The organism is Enterococcus sp. DJ147D b, assembly GCF_058216655.1.
Genome location: NZ_JBZADF010000002.1, coordinates 112772 through 137725, shown reverse-complemented (window position 1 = coordinate 137725; position 24954 = coordinate 112772). Strand labels below are relative to the sequence as shown.

At 31.9% G+C, this 24954-nt stretch carries 29 protein-coding genes and 2 pseudogenes; 14 read left to right on the top strand and 17 right to left on the bottom strand.

The window, feature by feature from the left end:
• Positions 1 to 240: 240 nt before the first annotated feature.
• From AC4BD1_RS12910 to tnpA, 6 genes are all read right to left on the bottom strand, one after another.
• A complete protein-coding gene (locus AC4BD1_RS12910; protein ID WP_490486137.1) occupies positions 241 to 1158 on the bottom strand; it encodes a hypothetical protein in 918 nt (305 codons plus the stop codon).
• Positions 1158 to 1682, bottom strand: a complete 525-nt coding sequence (locus AC4BD1_RS12905) for a RusA family crossover junction endodeoxyribonuclease (RefSeq protein WP_490486136.1) — start codon at positions 1680 to 1682, stop codon at positions 1158 to 1160. Before AC4BD1_RS12905 ends, AC4BD1_RS12910 begins: the two co-directional genes overlap by 1 nt.
• Before the next feature lies 1 nt (position 1683).
• Complete coding sequence (locus tag AC4BD1_RS12900; protein ID WP_490486135.1) at positions 1684 to 2019, bottom strand: hypothetical protein; 336 nt, start codon at positions 2017 to 2019, stop codon at positions 1684 to 1686.
• 211 nt (positions 2020 to 2230) lie between these two features.
• The gene (locus AC4BD1_RS12895; RefSeq protein WP_490486134.1) at positions 2231 to 2560 is read right to left on the bottom strand and encodes a replication initiation protein; all 330 of its coding nucleotides are present in this window, start codon (positions 2558 to 2560) and stop codon (positions 2231 to 2233) included.
• A gap of 144 nt (positions 2561 to 2704) precedes the next feature.
• Positions 2705 to 3853 (bottom strand): IS200/IS605 family element RNA-guided endonuclease TnpB, encoded by a 1149-nt coding sequence (tnpB, locus tag AC4BD1_RS12890; protein ID WP_490486133.1) that lies wholly within the window; start codon positions 3851 to 3853, stop codon positions 2705 to 2707.
• Positions 3854 to 3869: 16 nt separating this feature from the next.
• Positions 3870 to 4274 carry an IS200/IS605-like element ISEfa4 family transposase gene (gene tnpA / locus AC4BD1_RS12885; RefSeq protein ID WP_438742737.1) on the bottom strand — a complete coding sequence of 135 codons (405 nt, stop codon included), beginning with the start codon at positions 4272 to 4274 and terminating at the stop codon, positions 3870 to 3872.
• Positions 4275 to 4436: 162 nt separating this feature from the next.
• Between tnpA and AC4BD1_RS12880 the strand changes: the two are divergent.
• Positions 4437 to 4727 (top strand): annotated as a pseudogene (locus AC4BD1_RS12880) (helix-turn-helix domain-containing protein); the annotation flags it as partial.
• Between the two features lie 23 nt (positions 4728 to 4750).
• Here the strand turns inward: AC4BD1_RS12880 and AC4BD1_RS12875 are convergent.
• Both AC4BD1_RS12875 and AC4BD1_RS12870 read right to left on the bottom strand, forming a co-directional pair.
• Positions 4751 to 5101 (bottom strand): type II toxin-antitoxin system PemK/MazF family toxin, encoded by a 351-nt coding sequence (locus tag AC4BD1_RS12875; RefSeq protein ID WP_206910770.1) that lies wholly within the window; start codon positions 5099 to 5101, stop codon positions 4751 to 4753.
• Positions 5095 to 5358 carry an AbrB/MazE/SpoVT family DNA-binding domain-containing protein gene (locus AC4BD1_RS12870; protein ID WP_206910771.1) on the bottom strand — a complete coding sequence of 88 codons (264 nt, stop codon included), beginning with the start codon at positions 5356 to 5358 and terminating at the stop codon, positions 5095 to 5097. Before AC4BD1_RS12870 ends, AC4BD1_RS12875 begins: the two co-directional genes overlap by 7 nt.
• Positions 5359 to 5931: 573 nt before the next feature.
• On the opposite strand from AC4BD1_RS12870, the gene AC4BD1_RS12865 reads away from it, so the two are divergent.
• The 4 genes from AC4BD1_RS12865 (at position 5932) to AC4BD1_RS12850 (ending at position 8351) form a co-directional block, all read left to right on the top strand.
• A complete protein-coding gene (locus tag AC4BD1_RS12865) occupies positions 5932 to 6204 on the top strand; it encodes a hypothetical protein (RefSeq protein ID WP_490486132.1) in 273 nt (90 codons plus the stop codon).
• Complete coding sequence (locus AC4BD1_RS12860; RefSeq protein WP_490486131.1) at positions 6158 to 7114, top strand: MFS transporter; 957 nt, start codon at positions 6158 to 6160, stop codon at positions 7112 to 7114. Before AC4BD1_RS12865 ends, AC4BD1_RS12860 begins: the two co-directional genes overlap by 47 nt.
• 115 nt (positions 7115 to 7229) lie before the next feature.
• Positions 7230 to 7859, top strand: a complete 630-nt coding sequence (locus AC4BD1_RS12855; RefSeq protein ID WP_490486130.1) for a sugar O-acetyltransferase — start codon at positions 7230 to 7232, stop codon at positions 7857 to 7859.
• 207 nt (positions 7860 to 8066) lie between these two features.
• Positions 8067 to 8351: a hypothetical protein gene (locus AC4BD1_RS12850; protein WP_490486129.1), complete on the top strand. Its 285-nt coding sequence runs from the start codon at positions 8067 to 8069 to the stop codon at positions 8349 to 8351.
• A gap of 37 nt (positions 8352 to 8388) precedes the next feature.
• On the opposite strand, the gene AC4BD1_RS12845 is transcribed toward AC4BD1_RS12850, so the two are convergent.
• Positions 8389 to 8766 carry a VOC family protein gene (locus AC4BD1_RS12845; protein ID WP_490486128.1) on the bottom strand — a complete coding sequence of 126 codons (378 nt, stop codon included), beginning with the start codon at positions 8764 to 8766 and terminating at the stop codon, positions 8389 to 8391.
• A gap of 88 nt (positions 8767 to 8854) precedes the next feature.
• Here AC4BD1_RS12845 and AC4BD1_RS12840 point away from each other — a divergent pair, with 88 nt between their 5' ends.
• Positions 8855 to 9820 (top strand): LacI family DNA-binding transcriptional regulator, encoded by a 966-nt coding sequence (locus AC4BD1_RS12840; protein WP_490486127.1) that lies wholly within the window; start codon positions 8855 to 8857, stop codon positions 9818 to 9820.
• 198 nt (positions 9821 to 10018) lie between these two features.
• Here the strand turns inward: AC4BD1_RS12840 and AC4BD1_RS12835 are convergent, their stop codons facing one another.
• Both AC4BD1_RS12835 and AC4BD1_RS12830 read right to left on the bottom strand, forming a co-directional pair.
• Entirely contained in the window at positions 10019 to 10807 is a 789-nt protein-coding gene (locus AC4BD1_RS12835; RefSeq protein ID WP_490486126.1) for a Cof-type HAD-IIB family hydrolase, read from the bottom strand.
• Between the two features lie 17 nt (positions 10808 to 10824).
• The gene (locus AC4BD1_RS12830) at positions 10825 to 12534 is read right to left on the bottom strand and encodes a phospho-sugar mutase (protein WP_490486125.1); all 1710 of its coding nucleotides are present in this window, start codon (positions 12532 to 12534) and stop codon (positions 10825 to 10827) included.
• Positions 12535 to 12807: 273 nt separating this feature from the next.
• Between AC4BD1_RS12830 and AC4BD1_RS12825 the strand changes: the two genes are divergently transcribed.
• A complete protein-coding gene (locus AC4BD1_RS12825) occupies positions 12808 to 13713 on the top strand; it encodes an AraC family transcriptional regulator (protein ID WP_490486124.1) in 906 nt (301 codons plus the stop codon).
• 265 nt (positions 13714 to 13978) lie between these two features.
• Positions 13979 to 14176 (top strand): GNAT family N-acetyltransferase, encoded by a 198-nt coding sequence (locus tag AC4BD1_RS12820; RefSeq protein ID WP_490486123.1) that lies wholly within the window; start codon positions 13979 to 13981, stop codon positions 14174 to 14176.
• Positions 14177 to 14730: 554 nt separating this feature from the next.
• On the opposite strand, the gene AC4BD1_RS12815 is transcribed toward AC4BD1_RS12820, so the two are convergent.
• The gene (locus tag AC4BD1_RS12815; protein WP_490486122.1) at positions 14731 to 15450 is read right to left on the bottom strand and encodes a LysR family transcriptional regulator; all 720 of its coding nucleotides are present in this window, start codon (positions 15448 to 15450) and stop codon (positions 14731 to 14733) included.
• 110 nt (positions 15451 to 15560) lie between these two features.
• Here AC4BD1_RS12815 and AC4BD1_RS12810 point away from each other — a divergent pair.
• A pseudogene (locus tag AC4BD1_RS12810) lies at positions 15561 to 16402 on the top strand (aldo/keto reductase).
• Between the two features lie 20 nt (positions 16403 to 16422).
• Positions 16423 to 17271: an aldo/keto reductase gene (locus AC4BD1_RS12805; protein WP_490486121.1), complete on the top strand. Its 849-nt coding sequence runs from the start codon at positions 16423 to 16425 to the stop codon at positions 17269 to 17271.
• A 1005-nt stretch (positions 17272 to 18276) separates the two neighbouring features.
• On the opposite strand, the gene AC4BD1_RS12800 is transcribed toward AC4BD1_RS12805, so the two are convergent.
• Positions 18277 to 18756, bottom strand: a complete 480-nt coding sequence (locus AC4BD1_RS12800) for an RrF2 family transcriptional regulator (protein WP_206910772.1) — start codon at positions 18754 to 18756, stop codon at positions 18277 to 18279.
• 389 nt (positions 18757 to 19145) lie between these two features.
• Between AC4BD1_RS12800 and AC4BD1_RS12795 the strand changes: the two genes are divergently transcribed.
• Positions 19146 to 20264 (top strand): YhgE/Pip domain-containing protein, encoded by a 1119-nt coding sequence (locus AC4BD1_RS12795; RefSeq protein ID WP_490486120.1) that lies wholly within the window; start codon positions 19146 to 19148, stop codon positions 20262 to 20264.
• 47 nt (positions 20265 to 20311) lie between these two features.
• Here AC4BD1_RS12795 and AC4BD1_RS12790 read toward each other — a convergent pair whose 3' ends face one another.
• Entirely contained in the window at positions 20312 to 20449 is a 138-nt protein-coding gene (locus tag AC4BD1_RS12790) for a hypothetical protein (RefSeq protein WP_206910774.1), read from the bottom strand.
• Positions 20450 to 20932: 483 nt separating this feature from the next.
• On the opposite strand from AC4BD1_RS12790, the gene AC4BD1_RS12785 reads away from it, so the two are divergent.
• From AC4BD1_RS12785 to AC4BD1_RS12775, 3 genes are all read left to right on the top strand, one after another.
• A complete protein-coding gene (locus AC4BD1_RS12785) occupies positions 20933 to 21064 on the top strand; it encodes a hypothetical protein (RefSeq protein ID WP_277988530.1) in 132 nt (43 codons plus the stop codon).
• 255 nt (positions 21065 to 21319) lie between these two features.
• The gene (pepG1, locus tag AC4BD1_RS12780; protein WP_490467363.1) at positions 21320 to 21463 is read left to right on the top strand and encodes a type I toxin-antitoxin system toxin PepG1; all 144 of its coding nucleotides are present in this window, start codon (positions 21320 to 21322) and stop codon (positions 21461 to 21463) included.
• A 261-nt stretch (positions 21464 to 21724) separates the two neighbouring features.
• A complete protein-coding gene (locus AC4BD1_RS12775) occupies positions 21725 to 21925 on the top strand; it encodes a hypothetical protein (RefSeq protein WP_490486119.1) in 201 nt (66 codons plus the stop codon).
• Between the two features lie 116 nt (positions 21926 to 22041).
• Here the strand turns inward: AC4BD1_RS12775 and AC4BD1_RS12770 are convergent, their stop codons facing one another.
• The 3 genes from AC4BD1_RS12770 to AC4BD1_RS12760 all read right to left on the bottom strand — a co-directional run bounded on the left by AC4BD1_RS12770 (position 22042) and on the right by AC4BD1_RS12760 (position 24906).
• Positions 22042 to 22590 carry an ArsR family transcriptional regulator gene (locus tag AC4BD1_RS12770; protein WP_490486118.1) on the bottom strand — a complete coding sequence of 183 codons (549 nt, stop codon included), beginning with the start codon at positions 22588 to 22590 and terminating at the stop codon, positions 22042 to 22044.
• 371 nt (positions 22591 to 22961) lie between these two features.
• Positions 22962 to 23495, bottom strand: a complete 534-nt coding sequence (locus AC4BD1_RS12765; protein ID WP_490486117.1) for a TraM recognition domain-containing protein — start codon at positions 23493 to 23495, stop codon at positions 22962 to 22964.
• A 349-nt stretch (positions 23496 to 23844) separates the two neighbouring features.
• Complete coding sequence (locus AC4BD1_RS12760; protein ID WP_490486116.1) at positions 23845 to 24906, bottom strand: YncE family protein; 1062 nt, start codon at positions 24904 to 24906, stop codon at positions 23845 to 23847.
• Positions 24907 to 24954 lie beyond the last annotated feature (48 nt).

Here is a 24954-nt window from a genome sequence, read left to right as displayed (position 1 = left end):
GAGGGTAAATTTTACCTAGCGTACCCACATTGTATTAAAAAGGGTAAATTTTACCTCGTTATTTTATTATGGTTATTTTTTGTAATTTGTATTTTTTTAGTTTTTAATTTTGTCATTAGATATTTTTTCATCTATTTTTTCTATCAAATTTGAATACAATCTATTTTCTATTTTATTTTATACTTCCTTAAAAAATTCAAAAAAATATAGCGTGCATAGGGTATTTTATTCCTATGCACGCTATATTTTTTCTATTTCATCATGAGTTGCATTTACTGTTCTAAAACCATGTTGGTTAGTACCTATACGCTCCCATCGTTGTCCTGTTATTTGCCAATACTTCTTATTAAAGATATCTAAACTTTCATTTGTAAGTTCTTCAATCTCATTTGCACGATTACTAAAAGCTTTCATCCCTCGATCATTACTAACATCGTGAATGATCGTTCTAAGTTTTTTTCGTGGTTTATCAAAGATTCTCATGTAATACCTTCCGTCGATGTTAGAGACCTGTTCTTTTACTTGTTCATGAAGATTTTCGATTACTTCTTTATTGTAGGTTTCAGGTAATTCTTTCAAATCAGGTAGCTGTAAATTTAAGTCATTTTTTTCTTTATTTATAACACTTATTGCTGTAGAAAATTCATCAATATCTATATCTTTAGTTCGTTTTGTTGATGTAAATAATTCTATAGTCCACTCCACATCACGTAGCACTTTTTTTAAAAAATTTATATTGTTTTCTAGCAGACTGAATTTTTTCTTTATCTGTGATTCTAAACTATTTAACCTTTGCAGCGATTCATTTTTTTCTTTTGGTAGATGAGTATCAATTTTAAAATGATTAGCTACTTTTTCAGTTAAAATTATTTCTGCTAACGTTATTTTATTTTCCTCAGCTGCTCTCTTAGCTTGGGTCAATCCTTGCAGCGATTCAAGATAATACTCTTCTTTTTTTTCTTCAAATTTGATTCGATCACGAACCTCCGCCTCCATCGGTTTTAACACCTGAGCAACTCTTCGATTCCTTAATCTAAACCAAGAAACCAATGGTCCTCCTTTTCCTTTTTCTTCAGAAACCATAATTAAAAGATCATGCAACGCTTTAAAGTCATCTCTGTATCCCTGAGCATTTTCATGTATCACACTAAACTGCATTATGAAATCTCATCCTTCCCAACATTTCTCAAAATAATATGAAATCCTTCTTCTTCTTCAGTGTCAACTCGTAACTTCAACGTTTCAGTATGAACTATCCTACTGTCATCAATTTTTTGCTTAAAATGTGGAAGAGGTACGCCTTTGTAGTCAACTACTGGATTTCCCTCTTTATCAGTCTCTATTCCGTCTTCAATCAAATTAACATTACTTTGAAAAAGTCCATCAAAAATCGCCTTCATCAAGTTATCTATATCAGGCCTTTTCCCATAAAACGGCTGCTTACCTTTCCCTTTCAGTCTGAATACGATTTTTACAGATAAGCCGTATACCAATGTTTTGGGATCGAATAATTCAGCAAACTCTTTCTCATTCTCAAACTTATTAAAATGTTCTATAAGATCTCTCTTGTATTTTTCGTACGTCGGAGGAGTATACAGGTAATAATTCTTGTTACCTAAGCTAAAACGCGCTCTCGGACGTTCTGCGGGCTTTGGACGACCTTTGTAATGTATTTGGTACATGTCACTCTTCCACCTTGTCTATGAGCTTCTCAGCGAGTTTTAGCGATGATCTAGTTTCTTTAACTTCATTTTTTTGTAATTCTTTAAATTCTTGAATATCTTTGTTGTACAATTCAATAAAACTGTTCAATGTTTTTAATTTAAAATTATCAAAGGGTCTTTCAGGATTATCTTTAAACATCTTTCTTAGCGTCTTAGGTGTAATATCAATGACTTCAGCGATTTCTCTTTGAGATACAATTCTGTTCTCCCCTTCGTACCATGCTGTCAATTGTTTACTTTGTGTTTTAGTTAATAATCCTTTAGGAGCAAATGGTCTCAATCTAATTTTTGTCATATTCATTACTTCCTTTCGTCTTTTGTCGCTAGGTAAATTTTACCTCTTAATAGCTAAAAAGACAAGTACCTTTTCATATTGAATATTGTTTTTAACAAATTCTATTTTGACATATTGTCAAATTTCGCCAATATTATTTTAACAGCTCATAAAAAAGAGTAAGTAACACTTTTGGACTTGCTTATTTTGTCCAAAAGTGTTACTTACTCTCTCATTCTTTTAATTCTTCTAGCAGCCAATTTTCAAGTGAGACCTTCGGTAATTCCTCTGGTATGGGCTCCTGGAAACTAATAACCAGTGTCTGTATCTTGTTTCCCTTTCTCCCTTTTTTCTTTTCAACTTCAAATTTTGTAAAAATTGAATAACCATCCTCGTCCTTGGCCAGAAACTCCTTTTCTGCTTTTTCTAGGATACGTTTATCAATATTTGTCATTTGGTAGCTGGGAGGTATGCTAAGAGCCGCTCTAAAGTCATCTACACTAACATACCATGTTCCATTTCTCCAGGTATTACTTCTAAACTGCAGTGAACTACTCGCCACTTAGCTAAACCTAGCGGTTCTTAACGCTTGAAGTGGGAGCTTCTTGGGAATAGAGCGTACTTGCAAGCGTATTTCTTTACCTACAGCGGTTTCTCTTATTTACCAAGCTATCCCCGTAGTTCCTACGGTTCTTGTTTATTTGACCTAAGCCAATCCCATAGAATGTAGCCTTAGACCTTCGGCTAGGATATTGATACTAGCATTGATATCTCGGTCGTGATGTGTACCACAATTTGAACATGTCCATTCTCGAATTTCGAGAGATTTCTTGCCGTCTTTATGTCCACAATTCGAACAGATTTGACTAGATGGAAACCACTTATCCACTTTGATGATTTTCCGACCGTACCAGTCAGCTTTGTATTGTAATTTAGTCACAAAACTAGACCAAGAAACATCCGAAATACTTTTTGCTAGTTTATGATTACGCAACATACCTTTTGTGTGTAAGTCTTCAATACAGATAATATCGTGATTTTTGATAATTTCTGTACTCAACTTATTCAGAAAATCAGTACGTTGATTCATTACTTTTTCATGCAATCTTGCTACTTTACGTTTTTGTTTTTGATAATTTCTAGCTTCAAACAGATCGATGCCTTTTTGTTTAGCTAATAAAGCACGTCTTGACAACTTACGTTGTTCACGTTTGAGTTTCTTTTCCATTTTGGACGTGAATTTATTATTATCAAATTTTTGACCGTCAGAAAGAATTGCAAAGTCTGTAATTCCTAGATCAATACCAACAGCAGAATTAGATTTAGGTAATTCACTAACTTCTTCTTTGCATAACAAAGAAACATAGTATTTTCCGCTAGAATGACGTGATATTGTAGCAGATTTGATAATCCCTTTAGGTTGTCTATGAAGCTTAATTCTAACTAATGACTTCAATTTAGGGACTTTGATAAATTTACTATCCAACAAAGCTATTGTTCCATTTTGATTGTTGGTGGTATAACTTTGGACAGGATTTCTTTTACTTTTGAATCGAGGAAATCCAACGGATTTATCTCGAAAGAAATTCTTGTATGCTTTATCTAAATTAAGTTGGGCATTGGCTAAAGCAAGGCTATCCACTTCTTTCAAAAACGGAAATTCTTTCTTGTATTTAGCTGGTGTCGGAAAAGTCATTTTTTTAGAAGAATCATTTTTAACTTCTTCATACGCCTTTTTTCGGTCATCAAGCATTAGATTATAGACCTTACGAACACAACCAAAAGATTTGGCAAAGAATATTTCTTGTTCCTCTGTTGGATAGATTCTGAATTTGTATGCTTTTAGTCGTTCCATAAGGTTCACCTACTTTCTATTTATGATTGTTTCCTTGATTTTGGATATACTTCTTAATCACATCAATTGGTGCGCCGCCAGTTGTCAGAAGACAAAAACTTTTAGACCAGAACATTTCTTTCCAAAGAAATTGTTTGACTCTTGGAAAATCACGTTTTATCAATCTTGAGCTGGCACTTTTATAGGCATTGATGAATTTTGTCAGTTCTGTTTTGGGTTGAGCTTTGAACATGATATGAACATGGTCTGTATCGTGATTCCACTCAACTAAAGTAATGTGATACGATTCCGAAATTCTTTCAAAAGTCGCTTTAGCATAATCTGATATTTCATCATCAATCACTTGTCTACGGTATTTCGTTACTAAAACAAGGTGGTAATAAAGAAGAAATACTGAATGATTATTTGTATCTAATTCCATTGTTATATCAACTCGTTTCTCATATAGACTGATCATAACGTGAGATAAACTAAAAAGGCAATATGCCTTAACTGTCGGTCTTCGAATTACCGACGGCAACCCTCATACCGAACGGCATTCATCACCCACCTATAGAGGATGGGCGACTTCTGCCTGAATTAAGTTAAAGATTTAATCATACAGATTTTGGCCATGATTGCCGAACAGGAAAGGACTGAATCTAAACGACGTCAGGCACAAGGAATTAAGATTGCAAAAGCCAACGGTGTTTACAAGGGACGTCCGAAACTTTATAGCGCAAACACAAAAAATCCTCAACGACGTTTAGTTTATGAAAAGATCGTTAAAGATTTAAATGAAGGAATTGCTATTTCAAAGATTGCTAAAGATTACAATGTGACGAGACAAACCGTATATAGAATAAAAAAAGACAGCATGATCAACGACGGATAGTTGGTCATGCTGTTGTTTCTATTTTATTTACTTACTTTTTGAAATACTGTTCTAACTTTCATCAATAACTCCTCAACCAAACTATCATGTGCTTTTTCCAAGAAAATACAATCTCTGGCTTCATAATCAATTGTCGTTAATTGATCTAATAATACTTTTCCTGTTGTCTTCATTTCATATTTTGAATTAATATTTACATATAACGGATAGTTTCTAGTTGTACTAGAAATAGGAGCAACTGTAACAACGTTACTATAATCTGCAATAATATCATGACTTAAAACAATATAAGGTCTTTTTCCTGTTTGTTCGTGTCCAGATCGAGGTGCTGTATTCAATAATAGAATATCGCCTTGTCTAGGCTTTCTCACCATTTTTCATTACCTACTGCTTCACCTAAGTTTTGAATCGTCACATGATTTCTTTCATCAGTATAATCTTCAAATAACTGCTCAATTGTTAACTCATTTTCTAAATTAGCAGCTTCGATGATTAGACGCTTTTGACCGTTTACTTCTTCTTGTATTATCTTCACTTTGTCTTCTGTATGAATTCCAAGATATTCCATAATATACTTTGGCAATCTAAGACCATTACTATTTCCCCATTTTTTTATAGGTAGCATTTCCATATTAGACACCTCTTTCTGTATATACATAGTATAACATATCCAAGAAAGAATGTATATACATAATTATCCTTTCCTATTAAATTAGATTAACATCCTATGAATTTTTGAACCAACAGAAACCTTACTTTATCTTTTATTTCTCTTGCTCAACTTCAATGTCCTTTTCTAAATTAAGTTTTTCAGCAGATAAACAGAACGGACAAAAAAGCATACTCTAATGTCCTCTAAATGGAGATACTTTCTGACCTAATTAATTGAGCTACTGAAAGAGCTATGAAATGAGGAAGCAAAAAAGGATTAAAAACTATCAAGTTTGAGAATCATTACAGTATTTACTCCTTGACTTGAAACGCGTTCCATAATTTACAATTAGTCAATAAAGAATAGTACAAAAATAGGAGGAAAATATATGAAGTAAAAACTTTAATTTTTTATGATTAGAATTTCTTAATTAGATATAAATTTTGATAACTTTGATTATTCTATATTAAATATTTGCAGTATTTGGCACGTGAAAATATTTAAATATTAATAAAAGATTTGATAATTTGAATGAGAATGAGGCTATAATACTTGAATAAAAAATTAGCAATATTATCGATATCTACTGTCACAGGTTCAGCTACAGCTATAACAACAATTATTCCTTTAATTTCTGTTAGTTTTATAAATAAAAATATTTCGCAAATAGAATCATTGATAACTATCTCAAGTATTAGTGCAGTAATTACCATACTATTAAATGGGTTAATAAGTAAATCAATTGGAATTAAAAGAACAACAATAATTGGTTTAATTATTGGTATGGTATTTGGTATTTGGTATTTTTCCTATTTTTTTAACTAGTTATATTAGTATTTTTTTATGTAGGTTTTTTCTAGGTATTGGTATAGGTATGTATTCTCCACATGCAATATCATTAATTTCTATTTGCTATAATGGTTCCGAACGGTCAACACTTTTAGGTATGCAAATGGGTATTGGCGCATTAGGCAATGCTGTGTTGCTCTCCATTTCGGGTTTGTTAGCATCCTGGGGTTGGAGATTTTCTTTTCTGGTGTATCTATTCCTTGGATTAATTGCTTTGCTAGTAAAAATTTTTGTCCCGGAAGTAAGTAACAATTATTCAAATAAGAACAATTTTAAGACTAAAATAAATAAAGAAATTTTTTGGTTACTATTTCTGAGTTTACTTACATTTACAATTGTTTGGGGTGTACAACTTAAAATTCCTTCTTTGCTAACCGAGAATGGATTATTTTCAACCAAAAAAGCAGGAATGCTTTTGAGTAGTATGAATATAGCAGGAATGTTAGCTGGATTTTCTTTTGGATATGCATTGTTGAAATTCAACAATTTTGTATTACCACTTGGATATTTAGGTGCGGCAATAATTGTAATAGGATTGAGAAATAGTCATAGATGGGTTTTGATAGTTATATTCGCAATACTATTTAATTTTATTTATTCATTGACAGGTCCCGCAATAACAGTAAAATTAAATTCTTTAGCAAACAAGGAGCAAATTACTCAAGTAAATTCGTATTTAATCATGACAACAATTATAAGTTCGTTCCTAGCACCTTATACTTGGAATTTGTTACCTATAATTTTTGGAATGAAACAAAATGTCAGTAATTCTCTTGTATTTATAATATCTTTATTAATTATTTTAGGCGTTTCTCTAATCTTACTTACTATGAAAAAGAAAAAAATGAAGATCACTAATGAATTTGATCATGAGAAAAGGACTTAAATTAATAAATTTTATTAAAAATGTCGAGTTAAGAACTTTATTATTTGAGGTATCAATATGAAAAATACTAAGCTATTTTTACTTTTAGCAATAAAAGGTAAACGAAAGGACAATTATGAAAAAAGATTTTGATTATGAGCAAATGCTTTCAAGTGAATTATACTTTGCCGCGAGTATTTTACCTGAGAATGGCTCTATCCAAGGGAAAGTGTTATCCCAAGAAATAAACAAATTACCAATTAGCGAAAGAAATAAAATAGTAGATCTAGAAAGAAAACTATTTGGAAAGGTTGGAAAAAATATATATGTTAATCCTCCAGTATATGTTGATTATGGAAAACATGTAGAAATTGGCGATAACTTTTACGCAAATATGGATTGTATTTTTTTAGATGTAAATAAGATAACCATTGGAAATAACGTTATGGTAGGCCCTAGAGTAAGTTTTTACACTGCAGGGCATCCAATTGATTCTGATGTACGCATTAGCGAACTAGAATATGGATTACCAATTACTGTTCAAGATAATGTTTGGATTGGCGGTAATTCTGTAGTTTTACCTGGGATAAATATAGGTAAAAATTCTGTAATTGCTGCTGGTTCTATCGTAACTAAAGATGTACCAGCAGATGTAATAGTAGGAGGTAATCCTGCTAGAGTAATAAGAGAAATTACAAAAAAAGATAAACATTTTTGGGACAAAAAAAGAAAAGAATATGAAAATAAAAAAAATAATTTTATTTAAGATGAAATGTTATCAAAAGTTTTTAAAGTTAAATTTACAGAATTATATCTTCAGTTAGATATATCAAAATATTCTGTACTGTATTTACAAAAATTGAGTCTTAAATATACTTAGACTAACCTGTTTTTTATTATTTACTTTTTGATTATTCTGGAACTATTTTACATCCTGTATCTTGATTTGTAAAAATAGAAAGGGGACAGAAAAATGTTTACAAATATCGAAGTGCAAGGTATAGATAATACTAAACTCAGTCATGTGCAGTTAACTATCGAGGAATCAAAGGTTATATTAAAAAGTCTTGTTGGAAGTGATCGTGGAAAACTAATGGTGATTCCATTAGATGAAATTGAAAGCCAAGTTTTTGATACTTATCTTGGAGGACAGAGATGGTCTTTTGAATATCTAGGGATAACTTGGAAGATCTTTGAACTTGGTACAGGACTTTTCGCTTATATTCGAAAAAACCTAGTAATCAATTTATCAAATTAAAAAATAAAGAAAGGGCTTGAAGTTCAAGCCCCTTTTTTTAAATAGTTAACTCAAGTAAATTACCTTCAGGATCTGCTACCACAGCTTCGTAGTATCCATCCCCCGTCCATCGAGGCCCATTTAAGATTTTAAATCCATCTTTAATAAATTGTGTAGCCATCTGATCTACGTCATTTACGTCCCCCACTTTAATAGCTAAATGAGCGAAGCCTAAAGAAAAATTATTTGCTTCAGCTAGTCCAGGTTTATTCTGGATTTCCAAACGGGCCCCATTTTTAAAACTTAAAAAATAAGAACGAAACCCCGTTTTTTCGTTATGATATAATTCAGTTGCAGTAACATCAAAGTAGGTTATATAAAAATCTTTCATCTTTTCTAAGTTATTAACCCAAAGTCCAACGTGCTCAATATTCACTTTTTATTCACTTCTTTCCACTTATTTTGTAAAATTTATTATGATAATACTATAATTTATGGAACGCGTTCCAAGTCAAGGAGAAAAAATGCCAACTATTTCAGATATTGCAAAAATTGCAGGAGTCTCAAAAACTACTGTTTCAAGAGTTTTAAACGATCAAAAATATGTTTCTGAACAACTACGAAATCGTGTAAATACTATTGCGGATGAATTAGGTTATACTCCAAACGGAAATGCAATTAGTCTAAGCACAGGGAAAACTCATACGATAGGTATTATGTTGCCAGCGAATGATTACTGTTATGATGAATTGGTAAACTCGATTTTATTAAATGCCAAAGAGAAAGATTATCATGTTATGGTTCTACCTAGTTATTATGATGTTACTGCAGAAGAAACTTATTTTGAAATGTTTCGCCGTAAAATCATAGACGGACTGATCTTGACTTCCATTAATGTACCGGAAGATATCATTACTGATTTACAAAAGTATGGAAAAATAATTTCCGCAGAAAAACTGAATCGTAAAGATATAACGATGATTTATCCTGAAAGAAAAACTGCGTATACTAACTTATTCAGTCATTTAAAAAGTCTAGGAAAGAAAAAAATCGTATTCACACTAGAGAGAGACCCCAAGGTTAGTAAAAGCTCTCACAATAAAATCCAGGCTTTTCGAGACCATTTTAATTCCCCAATTGAAAACAAGGACTTCTTTGTTGGTATTAAAAGTTTTGATGAAGGTTATCAATGGGGAAAGAGCTTAGCAAAAACACAAAATATTCCTGAAGTGATATATACGAGTGGAGATCAAATAGCAGCTGGTGTAATTATGGCCTTAAAGGAAAATAATATTCAAATGGGGAAGGATCTTCAAATTATTGGAGAAGGTAACACGCCTTATAGCAAAGCTATGTCTTTTTCTTCGATTGATTTCCGTCCGCTTGAAATTGGAAATGCCATCGTTACCAACATGCTCTCGAACTCAGAGAAAGAGATTAAATTTTTTACTCCCGAAATTATATTTCGAAACCATTTAAAAGAAAATTAGCAATTGACGCAAAAAAGACTACACATCTACGAATTAGATGTGTAGTCTTCTCTATGAAATAATGGAATTTTAAAGGTTATCTTAATTATCGGTTTGCTAAAAGTTTAATTTATGATTCAATATTGAGAGGACTATCCTTAAGCAATTCAGAAATATTCCAATGTGGATACTTCATCAATAGATTACCAAAGGAGAAGTTTAAATAAGCTTCTCTATTGAACGTAACACTCCGTTTTCCTCATTAGTTTTAACAATAAAATCTGCTGATTTTTTTATCTCATCATAGCCATTCATCATAGCAAAGCTCATACCTGCTTCTTTAAATAGCTCTAAATCATTATAACCATCACCAAAAGCAATAGTTTCTTCTTTTGAAATCTCCAATATATCTTGCAATTTTTTTACTGTTGTACCTTTATGCACATTCAAATTAGAGACGTCAATCCAATCAGGCTCAGCAGCAATTACATATGCCTTTTCTTTGAATTTATCCAAACTTGAAACGATATCCATACACCGCTTTTCTGGATCAAATAATGTTATTTTGATAAAGTCTTCTTCAATTGCATCTAATTCATCTATATGATGAACAACAGTATAAGATTTCCGAACCATTGAAGCTTCTTTTCGCGGGGTACTGGATTTTATATATGCTCCACTAGGTGTACATGCTATTACTACGTGACTGCCATTAATTGATTCAAGAGTGGATATTATGTCTTTACCCACTGAGTTACTAAGGAGAGATTCATAAATATATTTACCGTTATATTTAATCCTCGTAGCACTATCTCCTAAAATCCATATGTCTCTATGCAAAGCTCCTAACAAAGTCTCAACACGTTCACATTGTTTTCCAGTACAAATTGCAAATATTTTATCTTTACTTTCCATTTTTTCTTTTACAAGTTTAAAATATTCGTGATCAAAATCACCACTATTATTTAAAAATGTACCATCCATATCTGTAATAATAAGTTTAATCATAACGGCTCCCTAAAATTTTAATTTATTGTCTTATTTATAACTGCAAATATTTTTTGAATCTGTTCTTCGGCTCTTTCCAATGATTCTGATTGAGATCCCACATAAATCTTGAGTATTGGCTCTGTACCTGACTGCCTGATAGCAAACCAATCATTATTATTTAAATGAAATTTTAATGTCTCGTTAGGATCTATGTCTAAGATCTCTTTATCTCCGTTTGGAAATATTCTTTGTTGTAAAGAGTAATCATCAATTATTGGATTAAATATTGTTTTATATGGTTCATAATCGTTTAATCTTAGCTTAGTTAATACATCTATTTCATCACCATTTGGAGATTCAAGAGGAATAGACTTAGTTATTTGTTGATAATAACCATATTTTTGATATATTTTTTCTAAAACTTCATCTAAACTAAGGCCCTTAGATTTATAAAAACTACACATCTCCAATGATAAAAGAAATGCTTGAATAGCATCCTTATCACGAACAAATGGTTTTACTAAATATCCATAACTTTCTTCGAAACCAAAAATAAAATTCTTTTGAGGATTATCATAAATTATTTTTGCAATATATTTGAAACCTATTGGAACTTCATAAGTAGATATTCCAAATGAAGAAGCAATATCCGCAGCCAAATCTGTTGAGACGATTGATTTAGCTATATAAGAATTAGTAGGTAAGTTTTCAGATTTTGAAAGACTCTCTAGTAGGAAATAGATCATAATTGATGCTAATTGATTTCCAGATAATATTTTATATCCTTCATTTTTGGTTAACACTGCGACACCCAATCTATCTGCATCTGGATCTGTAGCAACTAGTAAATCGGCATTAATTTTTTTGCCTAGATTTATTGCCATATCAAAAGACTTAGGATCTTCTGGATTAGGAGAAATTACTGTGTTAAAAGATGACTCTGGTAGTTCTTGTTCAGGTACAATTTTTAAATTATTAAGGCCTAAATCTTTAGCTAATTGTTTAATTGTATTACCACCACATCCGTGTAAGGGGGTATAAACTACTTGAATATTATTTTTATTTTTCCCAAAAAGTGAGGTATCTGTAACAACAGATTTTACAGATTGCAGATAATGATTATCAATATCTTGATTCAAAATATTGTAATATTTACTTTCTAAAAGCTCTGATTTAGTTATTGTATTTATGTCAAAAATATTTTTTATATTATCCGTTTTATTTCTAATTTTAGTAACTATTTCTCTATCAACTTGTCCTCCATCTTCTCCAAAAAGTTTAAATCCATTATATTCAGAAGGATTGTGAGATGCTGTTATCATAATTCCAGAGATACAATTCAATTTTCTTACTGAAAATGAAAGTTCGGGTGTGGGTCTAACATCCTCAAACATATAAGTTTTAATGCAGTGGCTTGCTAGCACTTTAGATGCTTCAATTGCAAATTTATAAGAGTTTTTTCTAGAGTCATAGCTAATTACGACGCCCCTCTTACGAGCATTTGTACCTTTATCAATAATATACTGTGCCAATCCTTCTGTTATGTGACGAATTGTATAAATATTAATACGATTAATTCCTGGGCCCATAATGCCTCTGATACCAGCCGTACCAAACTCTATATTTTTAATAAAAGAATCTTTTAGATTTGTTTTATTGTACCTTAAATTGTTTAATTCATCTGAAAGTTTGTTGTCTAAACCTTCAAAATTTTTCCATTGCAAATATGATGAATACCATTCCATTTACGAAGATTCCTTTCTTATTAAAGATTATTTCTTTCCGATATATATTCAGCAGATTTATTGGTTTATACATAATTCCTAAAAGTAACGATAGAAATACAATAGTCCCCTACCCAAGAACAAAAGCAACTTATGATATTAATTCTACAGTTATCTAGTATTTTAAATACTTTAAACTAATGAGTTATATAATATAATGATAACGACTATAATGTGATTAAACTATCAAAATTACGATCTTTAATATAATAAAAACGACATAAAGGAGAAATTATGGTTATTCAATCATGCACCCTTGATTTAAGAGAAAATAAGTACGAAAAAAGTAATCGCGGTACACCGATGTTTCCTTGTGGAGCATATATTACACACATAGGTCCTGAATTTTTAAAAGAGATACCGTGGCATTGGCATAATGAAGTTGAACTATTAATAGTAACAAAAGGAACTTTTATATTTGAAAGCCTCAACAAAAAAATTGTAGTCGACACAGGAGATGTTCTTTTTATTAATACCAATATCTTACACTCTGGTAGAATAATTGAATCTTCTAAAATTTGTGAGATACACTCATTTGTATTTGATCCTATTTTGGTATCTGGAAGCTTGGGCACTTCTATAGAAAATAATTATGTACGCCCAATATTAGAAACCACGGAATTAGATCTTTATCATATTGGAAAAAATACATCAAATTCTAATATTTTTGATATTGTTAATGAAACATTTGCCGCTTATAAAGAAGAACATTTTGGATATGAATTGATTGTAAGAGAAAATATAACCAAAGTTTGGATGACTATCTTATGCAATAATATCAATTTAATTAAATCTCAAAGAAGTTCTAAAAATTTAGAAAAAAATCGTGTACAATCTATGATGAAATTTATACACGACAATTATATGAATTCCATAAATTTAGAAATGATATCTAATTTTGTTTCGGTAAGTACCAGAGAAAGTATTCGATGTTTTAAAAAAATTGCTGGCGTCACGCCGATGCAATATTTATTAAATTATAGAATATCCATTGCTGCAAATTTACTGACTAATAGTGAGTACTCAATTACACGAATATGTGATTTATGTGGTTTTGATTCACCCAGTTACTTTTCATACAAATTTAAGAAAAAGACAGAATTCACTCCTACTGAGTACAGAAAAAGAGGCATAATGTAAGTTAATAAATTAATTAAAGAGAAATCAATATTTGTTTAAATGCTCATTTAAGAGCTTATTATTTTAACTTCGCTAGAAAAATGGAATTCAATATACTTAACTTGGACTCCTCACGCCTCAATAGAAATTACAAAAAAGTATCTAATTTGGGAAGAAAAAAACAGACATGAAGGATGGGGAATATTTCTGTTGTTGAGGATAACTCGAAAACCAAAACTAAAACAATTGGGTATGTTTAAGTGATAAATTTTGGAATCAAGGATACATGACTGAAGCTCTAACAAGAGTGATTGATTTTTTATTTGAAACAACAGATTTGAATCGAATTGAAGCTGAGCATGGTATAAATAACTCAGGTTCTGGGTTGGTTATGGAAAAATCAGGCATGACTTTTGAAGGAGTTTTACGAGAAGCGAGATTAAATAATCAAGGTATTGTTGATATAGCCGTGTATAGTATTTAACGTTCAAACCGGTTTTAACATAAATTACTTGATATAATCCAATTTATGGTATGGTAAATAGAATTTAAAGTTATTGTATCTACTGATTTTAATTTCTGGTTGTGATCTGAGTCTCCCAATCGTTATTGATAATAATAAAGAGAATAAAAATTTATGAACTAATTACAAATGAGAATAATCTATTTTCTAGATAGCTTAATTTTTAAATTCCTATTTATAAGATCAAGCTGGACAATAAAAGTATTTATAACTCCTTGAGTGTACAGAAAATGACCCATTTCTGTACACTTCATTTTGAAGAATTAATAATTAAAAATTTTTTCACTAACTATTCTCTATAACGAATAGTTATAACAAATATTCAATGGTCAATTGATTTGTTAAGTTCAGGTATATAATCTAAAAATTTTCTTACTTCTCTTTTGGGTTTTAACGCATACAGCAAGCCAAAAACATTTTCATATTTCCAATTAACCGGTAGCGTCACAAAATTTGGTTGCACATATTTCCATTGCGGCAAGGAGAGTAATAATTTATTTGATTGATCATATTTATTAAAAACATTTAAAAACATTCAAATCATAAAACTCGGAAGTAATTTCTTGTTTAATTTCTGGATACTTTCTAGCCAAGTCGTCTTGAAGAATACCCACGGGACGTTTTGGGGAACTTTTTCCTGAAACCAGTGTTTCACCAAATAGATCAGATATATCCAAGCTTTTCTTTTTTGCTAAAGGATGCCTTATTGGAACAGCAATTGTAAATGTAACTTTGTATAACTCATAATAATTAGCAAGTTTTTCTGTAATATCTGCAGTGTAAGTGCCAGCAATAATATCATATTTTTCTCCAAGCTGATGTAATACAGAGACAATCGTATCGCGATTGTCGTCAAAAGGAACAATTTCAAAATTAAATCGATTATCTTTTTCCATTATTTCATTTAGTAGACCGATGATTTGCTGACTGGGGTTTAGTAGAGAACTACCAATTTTAATTTTCCAGGTTTTATTCGGAGCCAAGTTCTCCGCTCTGATCAAAGCTTCTTCAGAAAAAGCAATAATTTTTTTGGCATCTTCATAAATTGAATATCCCGATTCTGTAAGAACAATTCCTTGATGACTCCGTTCGATTAATTTCAAACCTAGCTGCTCTTCTAATAAATTTATCTGCTTCATAACCGCGGGTGCAGAAATAAAGAGTACCTCAGAAGCCTTTGAAAAGCTTCCAGTGTCTGCAACACTTAAAAATGTATCTAAAAGATGATTATACATGCGCTTTCTCCTTGCATTAACTATTAGTTAACACAATAGTAACATTTTACAAATTCCGCTACAAAGAAATACGTGTTAATCTTCAGTAGTACTAGAGAGGAAGATCAGTTATGGAATATGTCACATTAAATAATGGCGTAAAAATGCCAAAACTAGGATTTGGAGTTTTTCAAATTCCTGATTTAGTTGAAAGTGAAAAAATTGTTAGTGAAGCATTAAACGCTGGTTACCGATTGATTGATACTGCTGCTACCTATTTAAATGAAGAAGCTGTGGGAAAAGCAATTTCAAATAGTAATGTACCACGTGAAGAAATTTTTGTTACGACTAAACTTTGGTTACAAGACGCTGGTTATGAAGCTACTAAGAAGGCCTTCCAATCTTCATTGGATAAACTAGGGCTGGAGTATTTAGATTTGTACCTAATTCATGTTCCTTTTAATGATTATTATGGTTCTTAGAAAGCTATGGAGGAACTATACAAAGAAGGTAAGATTCGGGCAATTGGTGTAAGCAATTTCAGTGAAGACCGACTCGTTGATCTAATTATGAACAGTGAAGTAAAACCAGCTGTGAATCAAATCGAAATTCATCCATTGCGCCAGCAACGTCGTGCTTTAGAAATCATGAAAAAATATAATGTTCAGGCTGAAGCCTGGGCTCCCTTTGCAGAAGGAAATGGCGATATTTTTAATAATGAGACACTAAAAAAATTGCTGAAAAACATCATAAATCACCAGCTCAAGTTATTTTACGCTGGCAATTACAACGAGATACTATTGTCATTCCTAAATCTGCTAATGTTGAACGTATGCAACAAAATTTTGATGTATTTGATTTTGAGTTAACTAAAGAAGACATGGAACAAATCGTATTACTAGAAACTGGATTTAAAATTATTGACCATTTGACCGCCGAAACTGCTGAGTCATTTAATCAAGTTAGAATTTAATAAAAAGGAGTGTTTTTATTATGGAATATATCACATTAAATAATGGAATTAAAATGCCGCTGATTGGATTTGGCGTGTATCAATTATCAGATGAAGAAACAGAAAAAATCGTCGGTGAGGCTATTAAAGCCGGTTATCGTTCATTTGATACTTCGTCTGCGTATTTCAATGAAGAGGCAGTTGGTCGTGCGCTTGCTGCTAGCGGAGTTCCACGTGAAGAATTATTTATTACTTCAAAGTTATGGGTTCAAGATGCTAGTTATGATAAAGCAAAAGAAGCTTATCAAGCAAGTTTGAATCGTCTAGGCTTAGATTATCTTGATTTGTATTTGATCCATCAACCATTTGGCGATTATTATGGTGCTTGGCGTGCCATGGAAGAACTATATACCGATGGTAAAGTACGGGCAATTGGTGTAAGCAACTTTGATGATGCCCGGTTAGTTGACTTAATTCTAAATAACAAAGTCAAGCCTGCACTTGATCAAGTCGAAACCCATCCATTTTTCCAACAAAAAGTAGCCATGGAAACAATGAAAAAATATAATGTTCAAATTGAATCTTGGGGACCTTTCTCTCAAGGCGGTCAAGGTATTTTCACGAATCCATTGTTTATTGAATTAGCAAACAAATACAAAAAATCAGTTGGACAAATTATCTTGCGTTGGCATGTCCAACGTGGTGTAGTTGTTATTCCTAAATCAACTAACTCTGAACGAATGAAAGATAACCTAAATGTATTTGATTTTAGTTTAAGTAGTGAAGATATGGAAAAAATTGCAACGCTTGATTTGGGTCATAGTGAAGCGATTAATTACCTTCAAGCAAATGCGGCTGAAATGCTTAATGATTTAAAGATTCATGAATAGAAGAATAATGAACGAGAAAGGTCGAGTTTATACTTGACCTTTTTTTACGTAAACATCCAAACGTGTTACGCATTAATTGGAAGCTACTCTGGATGCTGTAAAAAAAGATTGATGGAATAGATTACCGCCATTTATTATAAAAGAAACATGCCATTTAAATTCAAAAGTTACAATGAATACATAAAAAGCCCAACAAGGTATACCCTGTTGGGCTTTTCTATTTTTTTACACCATCTCTTTAAATTTTTTCTAACGTGGGAAAACTCAATCTAGTTTATGCAAAGAATATGGGGGTTCACAAACAGCCATCTCACGATGGATCAAACTCTATTCTAGAGTTGAAATGGAATCGGGAGAGCTTCTTACTGCCAAGCAAGTGAGGGAACTCCAAAAACAAAAGGCTGCTTTAGAAGAGGAGAGCCTTATCTAAAATTGCCATATTCACGCCACACTCCACCAACGACAAAAGGCTATTTCCTTACTTCAATCAGAACACACAATTTCTAAATTATGTCGTGTGCTAAAAGTCAATCGTAGTAGGTTTTATAAATAAACAACAGAAAACCTTCCGCACGCTTTCTTGAAAATCAAGAATTAAAACGCCATACATTCTCTTCATTAGAAGAGGTAAAACTTGCTCGTTTTAGATATATCGAAGTTTTTTATAATCCTAGAAGACCTCATTCAGCAATTGATATGCTTTCTCCAAATTTAAAAGAAGAACTACACTGGAAATCTCTTTTTTTCTGTCTACTTTATTGACTCTATCCACTAATTGCTTAAAAGATTCAAGGTTAGTGCTAGCACTTTGTTTTTCTTTACGTTCCATAATAACGTCATATACTAGTGCATACCCCCTTCTAGCCAAACGTTCTGTTCCGCTTTTTCTCTTTTCTTGTATTAATGGATACATAATAGCACTAATTATTGCTACTATTTTAGAAACTACTGCAATCTATTGAGCAATATTACCAATGTTCATGCAATGATCCTCCTTTAATATTTTTAATTATTCTTCAGAAACAATGGCCAGTCAATTATCAATAATTCTCCTTTAGAATTTTTGGGTACAATTTCTTCAATTGAATGTTCTTTTAATACAGAAAGATAACTATTTTCTGCTTCTTTTAAAATATCTAATGTTAGATTACCATACTTATCTACAAGTTTATCAGATAAAAACATTGTATGTATAACATCAGTTTTGACATTATTTAAAAAACTATCTGAATTTTCAACTGCTTTAAAGACATCATAGAATGTGATATCTCTTACTGACTTATTTAAAGAATAGCCACCTGTTTTTGATGCTTCAGATTGAATAATACCAGCATTATTTAACTTTTTAGCAATTTTCTGTAAATATGTGTGGGAAACTCCCATTCGCTGACTTATTTCAGAAGATTTTAAATAAGATTTTTCCGGTAATTCAGCTAGCATTACAAGAATAGCAACAGATTGGATAAATGAATTACTTAATTTCAAACAATTACACCCTTTCTAAAATCTATTGACTTTTAATATCTACAGTCGCACAACTAATATAGACTATATTAGTTATTCTTTCAATATAAATGGATTAAAAAAGTAGAACCTAGATTTTTCTCTATCTTTATAGATATTTAAATATTTTAATTCCTCATATCCTTTCATATAATTTCTTACTTATTTTTTAAATTCTATTATTCTTAAAATGATAAGTTAGAACTACCTGACAATAAAATCCTTTAATCTATCAACTTCTACAATTTTTTTCTTTGTTTCTATCATTTTAAATTTTTAAAGATTTCCAATTTATAAAATTCGCATTTTCTGTTGACAAATAAAATCTATAGATTTATTATATCCGTAGTCAAAAGACATCTGCGGTTTGTGTGGGTTATAAAAATAAAGAGGTGTTTATTATAAAAAAGAAAATTGTTTTAGGATTCGTATTAATATTCTTATCCCTTATTCCAATGATTTATTCTGGATTGTTTTTAGGTGCATCATTAGATCCATATGGTAATATGGATCAGTTACCAGTAGCTATAGTCAATTCCGAAAAAAATATAATTCAAGAAAAATTATTTGAAGAAAAATTATTTGATTTAAAAGAAGAAGCAAGTATGGATAGCGCGATGGAGAAGTTAAGAGATGGAAAAGTATATGCCATTATAAGTTTTGGTGAAGATTTTCAAGGTAAAATTACAACTTTTCCAAAGCTAAAAGAAAACGCTGAAATACAATTGATAACTTCTGAAGGACTTAATTCCTTTTCTTCAAAAGTCATCACTAGTACAATGAACCAATTTGTACAACATGTTAATGCAGAACTATCTTCTAAAATTATTGACAAAATGCAAGGCATGAATATTCCAGATTCAACTGGTTCTATCGTTAAATTACAGGTCAAAAATATTCATCCAGTAAAAAATAATGGTGAAGTAATGGCTCCATATCTATTTTCGTTAACACTTTTTGTTGCTGGGATATTTGTCAACCAATTTACAATGCGTAATTTTAAGAAAAAAGGAGAAAAATTTACAACGTACTGGACAAAACAATATGTTTTTCCTGTGATAATTGGCTTAGTTCAAGTACTTTTATTACTAAGTGGGAATTTCTTATTTATCCATATTCCAGTTAACTCACTCTATCAATTAATAGCTTTCTTATTTTTAACTTCTGCAACATTCTTGAGTATAATTGTAGGATTTAATAAATTGATTCCAGGAATTGGATCTTTAATTGTTTTAATTTTAACTATGTTCCAAACGTCAGCTGCAGCTGGCGTTTATCCTATTCTCTTAACCAATAGTCTATTTGAAAAAATTAATGCTTGTATTCCAATGACCTATACAATAAGAGGATTGAGAAGTATTATCAGTTTGGAAAGCATTAATTTAGCAGAAAATGTTTACGTATTAATCGGCTTCTTAATTTTTGGCCAATTCTTAATTTTACTTTCCTATTTAATACATGAACGACGCTTCAAAAAAACATCAAACTAAACAATAAAGGTGGGAGATAATAATGAGAATCTATAAAATTGATGCCGCTAAAAAAAGAAGGCGGAGATTAGAGAAAAAATTGACGTGCTTCCATATCCGACGTATTCTACTCGAACACGTATATTTTTCGTTTCATAACCATTTTCTTTTAAATATTTTTTGACTGTATTTGCGGTTGTTTTCATTTTCAATCTCTCTCCTTGTTTTTGATTTTGCCAAGTTCATTTCAGCAAGCGATTTGTGGGTGGCGAAAAAATTTGATTTTAAAAAATGTTACTGGTTTATTGTTTAGATTTCTCCTTTTTATTGTTTGAACTTGGATCATTTCGAGCTGAGCTGATAGCGATTTGGCGTGCTTATGATTTTCACCTGAAGCAGGCACTCCCTTTTTTTATGAATGTGGAAGGTGTATAAGCACTCTCGCCAATTCGATAGCAGCGTTCTCCGCTCGTTTGACCCAAACAATCAAAAGGAGTAACTACTTTGAAAAATAGACAACAAAAAAATCAGTTCAATTCCTTTTCAACAAGGTTTTGAACTGATTCATTCACGTTTATTTATATGCTATAATATGACCGACAGTAAAGTTTAATGACGGTGGCTATCCAATCGAAAGTGAGGTGGTGCGTATGATCGTACTTCCGAAATCTTATGAAAGGAGACGCCTTTTGCATCTTGCAGAAATCACTGCTTTGATTGTAGTAATTGCTACTTGTGGTAAAGCTCTTTTTGAGTTTTTAACCGCAATAGTAAAACTCATTCAAGCATTGACTGAAGCGAAAAAAAGCAAAAAGAAATAACCGTCACTTTAGCAGGAGCCGGTTATCTCTTTTAGATAATTAAAATTCTGTCACCGTCTTTAACGGTGCTGTCTAAGGGGAGTTGTTAGCGCAACTCCTCTTTTCATTTTTATTATAGCACGCTTTATAAAAGAAAACTAGATTCATGTTTTAGCCTCTAATGGAAAAATGGATCTCGTTTATTTATATGTTATAATGTGACCGACAGTAAAGTTTAATGACGGTGGCTATCCAATCGAAAGTGAGGTGGTGCGTATGATCGTACTTCCGAAATCTTATGAAAGGAGACGCCTTTTGTCCGCATATGAGACAATTCAAACTATTCTTGGCTTTGGTATGTTTACCATTGCTTTGATTGGTTTGGTTGTATCCATGCTTAAACACGACAAAAAGAAATAGCCGTCACTTTAGCGAGCAGACTAGCTATTTCTTCTTGAAATATTTAGATTAAATCGTCACCGTCTTTAACGGTGCTGTCTAAGAGGAGTTGTTAGCGCAACTCCTCTTTTCATTTTTATTATAGCACGCTTTATAAAAGAAAACTAGATTCATGTTTTAGCCTCTAATGGAAAAATGGATCTCGTTTATTTATATGTTATAATGTGGCCGACAGTAAAGTTTAATGACGGTGGCTATCCAATCGAAAGTGAGGTGGTGCGTATGATCGTACTTCCGAAATCTTATGAAAGGAGACGCCTTTTGCATCTTGCAGAAATCACTGCTTTGATTGTAGTAATTGCTACTTGTGGTAAAGCTCTTTTTGAGTTTTTAACCGCAATAGTAAAACTCATTCAAGCATTGACTGAAGCAAAAAAAAGTAATCGTCAAACTTTAGCCGGAGCGACGATTACTTTCATGTAATATAAACTCTATCACCGTCTTTAACGGTGCTGTCTAAGAGGGGTTGTTAGCGCAACTCCTCTTTTCGTTTTTATTATAGCACGCTTTATAAAAGAAAACGAGATTCATGTTTTAAGTTACCAATTGATATGTGAATCATCCAAAATCAATTCCTCCAATCGTTCTCGAAATTCATTTTGTGAGAAAATATGAAAACGAGAAAAAACATCTTCTGCATTGACTGCTCGATCCTCAATTTCTTTTTTGTATCTTTCCAGTTCTTCTAAAATAATAGTTGAAGGCGAGACGTAAATTAAATGGGCATCTTTATGTTTGTTCAAATGATTAATGTATTTTACAAACACACCTTCCTTGTATCGACGTTTCGTTTTAATCGTCAACTCAATTTCAAAATACCAGTTAATACTTTTTCCTGTCTGTGATTCAAAACGTAAGAGAAAATCAGAAACAAAAAATACACGCTTATTTTTACTTGGCTGCATGTCCTTTACTTCGTAAACTTGTCGACGCTCACTTTGAATGTAACGCAAATGTTTTTGAGCTCCAACAACTTTTAAAGTTTCAAGCAAAGCCTCATTAATCATCAAGCAATGGTACCAGTTGTATTTTGGAACTTTTACTAAGGGATAGTATCCTTGAATTGATTGATAGCTAATTCGTTCCAAATAGTACACCTTCGTTTTTTATCGTTGTCAGAAAGAAAATAATCAATCAATTCATCTTTTTTAAAGATACCAAGTGATTTCGGCAGTCCAAGTTTTGGTGGGACGTTGACGGTAGGGTTGTTGCTTTTTCTTTTGACCTTATTCTTTTACTTACTTTTTCTTTTATTATTTTTATCTTTTTTATTTTTCTCTCACTTCTTTAGTCATTATCTTAGGCGGACTTAGTCGATGGGCACTGGACTTTTTGTTAGTTTTTTTTGTCATTGTCTAGATCATGGAAGACTCATTGAAGATTCAATGAAGGGTCATAGAAGACTCATTGCCAAAATAAAGTGTTTATTTTTGAGTGCTTCTATGTTCCTTCAGCTATTTCACACTGGGTTCCTAACGTATACTTTACGTATCGGTTCATGACTATTTTGTCCTTTTCGATAGAAGTAAAACTCACCTGTTCGTAAACTTTTTAAGTCGTTCGGGTGGATATTGAACTTGTCGACCATGCGTTTTGTTCCACGTTCACCTGACCACGAAGTCCTGTTCAAGTTGTTAAAACCATCCGCTTGTTCAATCATTTCAGTGAGTTCTAAGTCACGATAAGTACCGAAAATTTCCGCCCAATAACTCGCTTCGTCCTTCTCATTTACCTGTTCGAACATATATGTGTTGACGTTTCCGACGAGCTGTTTCATGAGTGATTCATCTATTTTGGCAATGTCTGTCATAGTTTGTGGACTGAAGATAGCGTGAACGCCTGCCCCACGTGCCTTGTTTGCAATCGCTATAAAGGACTCGTCCAGATAGCTGGCTGGTTCATCAAATAGTGTGAGAATCTCCTTCTTTTTTTCGGCTCCTTTATAGATTTCTGCTGTTAAATGTTTCAAGTCTCCAATGATAAAATGTGCCAATTATTTGATGAATTCTTCATAGATTAACCCGTTCAATGATAAGTAAACTAACTGATTCTGACGATAAATTTCTTTGAAATCCAGTTCCAGTTCACAATGTTTTGTATCGAATAACTGCCCCACTTCACTATCAATCAACATGTTTATATTGGTCTGAAGTGACTCTGAAGTCGCATACAAATAGAACGGACTTTCCTTATATTCGTACCGAATGAATAACTGATTGAATAGCTTGCGATGGGTTTCTGATAACTCGTCAAACTGTTTATCGAATACAACGAGAACTATCTTAAGAGTTTCTTTTGTAACACACTCTTTTAAAGGAGCTACGATTCACCAGCGTCCCTTACTAATTTAATACCTTTTGTTCATCTAGTTGTAGTACTCTGTCCACTTTAATTATTTTGTTGTTTTTTCTAAAACGCTTGGTACCTGACTCGAAAATAGCATATAAACTATTTTCTTTAGAATAAATCTGCTCTAAATAAGGTGGTGCCTCAATCTCCTTAACTAAATCTTCTTCCAAAGAGAGTGAATTCTTTTCATCATTATAAATCAATATTTTCGATTTCTCTGATCCATAGGACTGAGAAAATAAAATATAGTTCTCATAGAATGTGACTCCTTGAATTTCTTTATTAATGTTATACGTCTGATCTGGTTTATCCTCAATTACGATTTTTCTATCAGATGTTTGCTTGACCGTTCCCTGTTCATTCAAAGTATATCTATTCATTTTTCCATGTCTCTTATCAGAAAAGTCACCTATATAAAGAGCATGATTCTTATAGCCAATAAAAGATGCTTTATTTAAGTCAGTCAAATCAATTGTCTGGTTGTATTCAATAGGCTCATAGTTCTCACTGAATCGATATTTTTTTAAATCGGATAAAGAAATGGATGAAATCCTTGCTGTGGAAGTATTCCTTTTATCATTACAAATCCAAATATTTTGATTGACCGGATCATAGATAATACCTCCCACATGTGGATTACCATCCAAGACCACGGTCTTTATATACGCATGTGTCTTATTATCTAAAACATAGATCACTGAATTGTAATCCTTTTTGTGACTATAAGCGCTAATTAGCACATAGTCTTCTGCAACTGTTATCCCTTGCGGATCCATCTCGTCACTAATTTCTTGTTTTCCTGTTCGATTCGCTTTTAAAGTTTCTGTTTTTAAGAGACCAGGGATAACGTATGTACCGCTATCTTGTTTATCATTAGAAAAAGATAAATCGTAAAACACGGGCATCTTCTCTAATTCCTTCTTTTGTTCATCTAAAGAATAAAGCGTGGGCTTCACATTCGTTTGGTTTTTTCCGTTATCAGCTTCTCGATTTGAACAACCCGCTAAGCCAAGAATGAAAACACAAGCAAGGGCTAGTTTAACGTACCATTTCATAGAAGTTCCTCCTCAACTAAAAAAGGCATTTACTATCTAATGAATTGA

Excerpts from the sequence above, each read along its gene's own strand:
- AC4BD1_RS12910 (WP_490486137.1), bottom strand. The coding sequence starts at position 1,158 with ATGCAGTTTAGTGTGATACATGAAAATGCTCAGGGATACAGAGATGAC.
- AC4BD1_RS12905 (WP_490486136.1), bottom strand. The coding sequence starts at position 1,682 with ATGTACCAAATACATTACAAAGGTCGTCCAAAGCCCGCAGAACGTCCG.
- AC4BD1_RS12900 (WP_490486135.1), bottom strand. The coding sequence starts at position 2,019 with ATGACAAAAATTAGATTGAGACCATTTGCTCCTAAAGGATTATTAACT.
- tnpB (WP_490486133.1), bottom strand. The coding sequence starts at position 3,853 with ATGGAACGACTAAAAGCATACAAATTCAGAATCTATCCAACAGAGGAA.
- tnpA (WP_438742737.1), bottom strand. The coding sequence starts at position 4,274 with ATGGAATTAGATACAAATAATCATTCAGTATTTCTTCTTTATTACCAC.
- AC4BD1_RS12875 (WP_206910770.1), bottom strand. The coding sequence starts at position 5,101 with ATGGTGAGAAAGCCTAGACAAGGCGATATTCTATTATTGAATACAGCA.
- AC4BD1_RS12870 (WP_206910771.1), bottom strand. The coding sequence starts at position 5,358 with ATGGAAATGCTACCTATAAAAAAATGGGGAAATAGTAATGGTCTTAGA.
- AC4BD1_RS12855 (WP_490486130.1), top strand. The coding sequence starts at position 7,230 with ATGAAAAAAGATTTTGATTATGAGCAAATGCTTTCAAGTGAATTATAC.
- AC4BD1_RS12850 (WP_490486129.1), top strand. The coding sequence starts at position 8,067 with ATGTTTACAAATATCGAAGTGCAAGGTATAGATAATACTAAACTCAGT.
- AC4BD1_RS12840 (WP_490486127.1), top strand. The coding sequence starts at position 8,855 with ATGCCAACTATTTCAGATATTGCAAAAATTGCAGGAGTCTCAAAAACT.
- AC4BD1_RS12835 (WP_490486126.1), bottom strand. The coding sequence starts at position 10,807 with ATGATTAAACTTATTATTACAGATATGGATGGTACATTTTTAAATAAT.
- AC4BD1_RS12830 (WP_490486125.1), bottom strand. The coding sequence starts at position 12,534 with ATGGAATGGTATTCATCATATTTGCAATGGAAAAATTTTGAAGGTTTA.
- AC4BD1_RS12825 (WP_490486124.1), top strand. The coding sequence starts at position 12,808 with ATGGTTATTCAATCATGCACCCTTGATTTAAGAGAAAATAAGTACGAA.
- AC4BD1_RS12820 (WP_490486123.1), top strand. The coding sequence starts at position 13,979 with ATGACTGAAGCTCTAACAAGAGTGATTGATTTTTTATTTGAAACAACA.
- AC4BD1_RS12815 (WP_490486122.1), bottom strand. The coding sequence starts at position 15,450 with ATGTATAATCATCTTTTAGATACATTTTTAAGTGTTGCAGACACTGGA.
- AC4BD1_RS12805 (WP_490486121.1), top strand. The coding sequence starts at position 16,423 with ATGGAATATATCACATTAAATAATGGAATTAAAATGCCGCTGATTGGA.
- AC4BD1_RS12790 (WP_206910774.1), bottom strand. The coding sequence starts at position 20,449 with ATGAAAACAACCGCAAATACAGTCAAAAAATATTTAAAAGAAAATGGT.
- pepG1 (WP_490467363.1), top strand. The coding sequence starts at position 21,320 with ATGATCGTACTTCCGAAATCTTATGAAAGGAGACGCCTTTTGTCCGCA.
- AC4BD1_RS12775 (WP_490486119.1), top strand. The coding sequence starts at position 21,725 with ATGATCGTACTTCCGAAATCTTATGAAAGGAGACGCCTTTTGCATCTT.
- AC4BD1_RS12760 (WP_490486116.1), bottom strand. The coding sequence starts at position 24,906 with ATGAAATGGTACGTTAAACTAGCCCTTGCTTGTGTTTTCATTCTTGGC.